Annotated in this window: 1 protein-coding gene; it reads left to right on the forward strand. The window is 44.2% G+C overall.

Annotated features, from left to right (window positions below; all coding sequences use genetic code 11):
• On the forward strand, positions 1-265 hold a 265-nt coding region (locus Q4528_RS14210; protein WP_368506725.1), incomplete at both ends, for a DEAD/DEAH box helicase.

Genomic DNA, 265 nt, shown 5'->3' on the forward strand with positions numbered 1-265 from the left:
GATCGCATGTTGGAAATGGGCTTTCAATCGGCCATTGATGCCATTATTGAGTTAGCACCGAGTGATCGCCAAACCTTGCTATTTAGCGCAACTTTCCCTGCTCAAATTGAGAGTATTTCTCAGCACATAATGCGCGAACCAGTACGTATAGAAGTGGCTAGCACTCACGATGACTCGTCTATTTCTCAGCACTTTTATAAGGTAGATGACAACGAGCAACGTATGTTAGCGCTACGCTTGCTGTTATTACAGCATCGTCCTAAAT

The sequence above is a fragment of the Staphylococcus pasteuri genome (genome assembly GCF_030547725.1).
In the GTDB taxonomy this organism is placed as follows: domain Bacteria; phylum Bacillota; class Bacilli; order Staphylococcales; family Staphylococcaceae; genus Staphylococcus; species Staphylococcus pasteuri.